This is a genomic window from Kitasatospora sp. NPDC093558, from assembly GCF_040683475.1.
Classification (GTDB): domain Bacteria; phylum Actinomycetota; class Actinomycetes; order Streptomycetales; family Streptomycetaceae; genus Kitasatospora.
Map to the genome: position 1 here is coordinate 1 of NZ_JBFBDY010000627.1, position 3,603 is coordinate 3,603.

Consider the following 3,603-nt stretch of genomic DNA (forward strand, 5'->3'; position numbering starts at 1 on the left):
CGGACGTCGCCGTCTCGCCGCTGACCTGGTCCTTCGACCCCGGCGCCAGAGCGGCCCGGCGGACCTTCAGCAGCCGGCCTGGGTCCTGGTCGGCCGCGGCCTTGCCGTAGTCGAAGTCCCACGGCAGGTCCCCGGCCGGGGATATCCGGGTCACCCGGCCCGCGTCGTCGTAGCCGTACGCCGTCTTCAGCGGCTGGGCCAGGCGCGGGTCCCACACCTGGGCGAGCCGGCCGCGCTCGTCGTACGCGTAGTGGGCGACCTCGACGGCCTCCTGCTTGGCGGTCACCGGGTTCCACGACCAGACCTTGACGGCCCGCACCCGGTCGGTGAAGTCGCCGGGGGTGCCGGCGACGGCCGTGGTGGCGGTCGCGTAGTCGTAGTCGGTGACCTCGCAGCCGCGTGGCAGCGGGTCCACGGCGCAGCCGTTGGCGTCGTCCACGCCCGGCTCCACGGGCGCGATCACCCGCTTGACCAGCGCGCGCCGGTCGGTGGAGTCGTAGACGTACCGGGTCGTGGACGCGGTGTCCGGGCCGGTGGAGGACTGCACGGTGTACACGTCGGAGTCGCCCTGGCGGGCGAACACCGTGGTGGAGCCGTCCAGTTCGGTCAGCGTGTAGGTGGCGCCGGTCGCCTTCAGGCCGAGGTGCTCGGCACCCGGCTCGGGGTGGAGCGTGCCGTCCTGTGCCCGCGCGAAGGTGAGCGACGTGTCGTCGGTGGCCTTGAGCACCGCGGCGTCCCCGCCCGGGAAGGCGAGCGAGACGTACTCGGCCGCCTCGCCCTGTGCCCCGCCGGCCCACTGCGGGCCGAACGGCGCGACGAGCTCGCGCACCGACATGTTGTCGAAGTAGACGGGCTTGTCGGCGTTGTCCGAGTGCCCGTTGTAGAGCCGGACCTGCGCCTCGGTGGCGTCCGCGGCGAGCGTGACGTCGGTGGTGAGCTCCGCCCAGGCGTCGGTGTACGGCGCCTTGCGGGAGACGGTGGTGGTGAGCGCCCCGGCCTTGCCGTGGACGACGACGATCCGCATGCCGCGGTCGTCGTACCCGGCGGTCAGGCCGGTCGTGGACGGCACGTAGACCCAGGCCTTGACCCGGTAGGTGCGGCCGGGCTTCATGCCCAGCTGCAGGCCGCCCGAGCCGCCGAGCAGCGCGTACGTGTCACCGGACTTGTTGGCGTCCGGCAGCACCTTGAGCGAGTCGGTCGAGGAGCCCTGGCCCCGGTCGGTGGCCCGCAGCGCGGTGCCCGGGGTGGCCAGGAAGCCGGTGGTGTCGGTGGACACCTGCTGCTGGTTGGCCGTCAGCCGCTCGCCCTGCTCCTGCCAGCCGCGGTCGGTGCCGCGCGAGGAGGAGGAGCGCTTGGTGGCCATGCCGAACTCGTCGGTGTCCGTGACGTCGACCGAGTAGTCGCCGGTGAGCAGGTTGACCGAGCCGGGGCCGACGCCGGTGCCGGCCGCGCCGTCGGCGTTGGGGTCGGCGGTGAAGGTCGACCAGGCGGTCGGGTACGCGCCGTCGGTGTCCTTGTCGGTGTAGAGCAGCGCGCGCACCTGCACGACGCCGCCGACCTGGCCGAGCGACTCCAGCACCGACCAGTTGGCGTGGCCGCCGAGCTCGGCCAGCCGCGGCCGGGTGCCGGTGACGGGCGTGTTGTCGGCCTTGGCGAGGTGGGCCGCCGGGACGTCGAACTCGGCGGCGCCGGGGCCGCGGCGGTACTGCCAGGTCACCTGGGTGAACTGGCTCTGGGCGTCGACCGCGAGCTTGACGCGCTTCGCCGCCTGGGTGCCGTCCACGGGCGAGACGACACCCGCCTTGCCGACCCGGAAGGTGTGGACGGCCGGGTCCGAGAGGTTGTCGGCCCGGTCCTTCGTCTGCACCTTCAGGACGTGGGTGCCGTCGGTCGGCGGGGTGATCGAGGCGGTGGTCGCCCCGGTCGCGTCCACGGTCGTCGGCGACTTGCCGTCCAGGGTGTAGACGTAGCCGATCACGTCGCCGGTGCCGGCCGGCGGGGTCAGCGTGAAGAGCCCGGCCTGGCCCGCGGCGCCGTGCCAGGCCTCGTCCGACGGGTAGTCGGGCGAGGTGACGAAGGGCGCGCCGGGCTTGGTGGTGTCGGCGACGACGACCACGTCCTTGGGCGCCCACGGCGAGTTGTCGGTGCCGTCCCAGAGGCGGGCGCCCATCGAGTAGGTGACGCCCTCGTCGAGCTTCGCGATCCCGAAGTCGGCCGGCTTCACCTGGGCGTAACTGCCGTTCGGGACCTCCTTGTAGACGCGCTTGACGAACACGCCCGCGCGGTACAGGTCGAAGTCGGCGCCGACCCGGCCGCCGCCGTCGGGGTCACTGGCCAGCACCTGGAAGGTGGGCGTGGCCGAGGAGGTGTACCGCGGGTTGCCCTGGTGCGCGGGGAACACGTCCACCGCCGGCGGGGCCGTCGGGATCGTGTTGTACGTGACCGACAGGTACGGCGGGTTGGAGCCCTCGGCGGAGTCGAAGCGCTTCCACGAGTACGGGCTCGTCTCGGTGGAGGCGCGCAGGCCGAGGGCGTTGTTGGTGTAGCCGTTGTCGGACCACGCGGCGACCAGGCTCGTCACGTCCTGGCTGACCCAGGCGTTGCCGCAGCCGGCCGTCTCGTTGCCCGCGGTCTTGTTGCTGACCGCCCACATCTTGTTCCAGCCCGGCTGGTTGGTCCACCGGGTGGCGGTGGACGCGAGGCCGGTGTCCCAGACCTCCCAGGACCAGGGCTCGCAGGACCACGAGTGCCAGTTGTAGAGGTTCAGCTTCGCCGAGAGGATGTGCTTGCCGTGGTACGGCCCCTCGGGGAAGTGCAGGAACGAACGGGCGACCTGGCCGCTGCCGTTGTTGCCGAGCTTCAGTTCGGCAGCGGAGGACTGGTCGGTGGTGTAGCCCTGCTGGACGAAGGTGTCGAAGGAGGGCCCGACGGTGAGCGCCGGGTCGATCGTCACCGGGAAGCTGGTGGCCGGGTCGGCGAGGAAGCCCGCCTCCGGCGTGAAGACCAGCTCGGCGTCGGCGCCGGAGCCGCGCAGCTCCATCGCCACCGGCGCCCGGCGGTTGTGCTCCTGCGAGTTCGGGTCGACCGTCGCGTCCCACATCACCGGGGCGGGGATCTTCGCCTGGACCTTGCCGGACGGACGCTCGGTCAGCTCGATCGAGCCGTCGTCCTTGCGGGCCACGTCCAGGCCGCTGGTGTCGATCGGCAGGGTGATCGTGCCGGCCTGCGACACGGCCGTGCGGTCCTTGACGATCAGGAACTGCTCGAAGCCGGTCCGGGTGGCCTCCAGGACGAGGTCGACGCCGGGGCGGGCGTCGGCGTACGTCGCCTTGCTGCCCTCCAGCCTGGGCTTCGGCAGGCGGCCGAGCCAGCCGAACTGGACCTGCTGCTCGCCGGTGCCGATCTTCACCAGCTCGCGCTCGGCGGGGGCGTTCGACGTGGCCGGGGCGTTCGCCGTGGCTGGTGCGTCAGGCGCGGCCGGCGCGGCCGGCTTGGCGAAGGGGGCCGCGGGCGCCGGGGCGGCGAGCGGACGGGCCTCGCTGCGGCTGGCCCGGGCGGCGTCGGTGGCCGGGACGGTGGGGGCGGTGGCCGGGACGGTGGGGG

The 3,603-nt window shown here is 73.1% G+C and carries 1 protein-coding gene; it reads right to left on the reverse strand.

Features of this window, described 5'->3' with window-relative positions; translation table 11 throughout:
• Positions 1–3,603, reverse strand: a 3,603-nt coding sequence (locus AB0O00_RS32720) for a DNRLRE domain-containing protein (RefSeq protein ID WP_363657996.1), incomplete at both ends; no start/stop codon positions are given.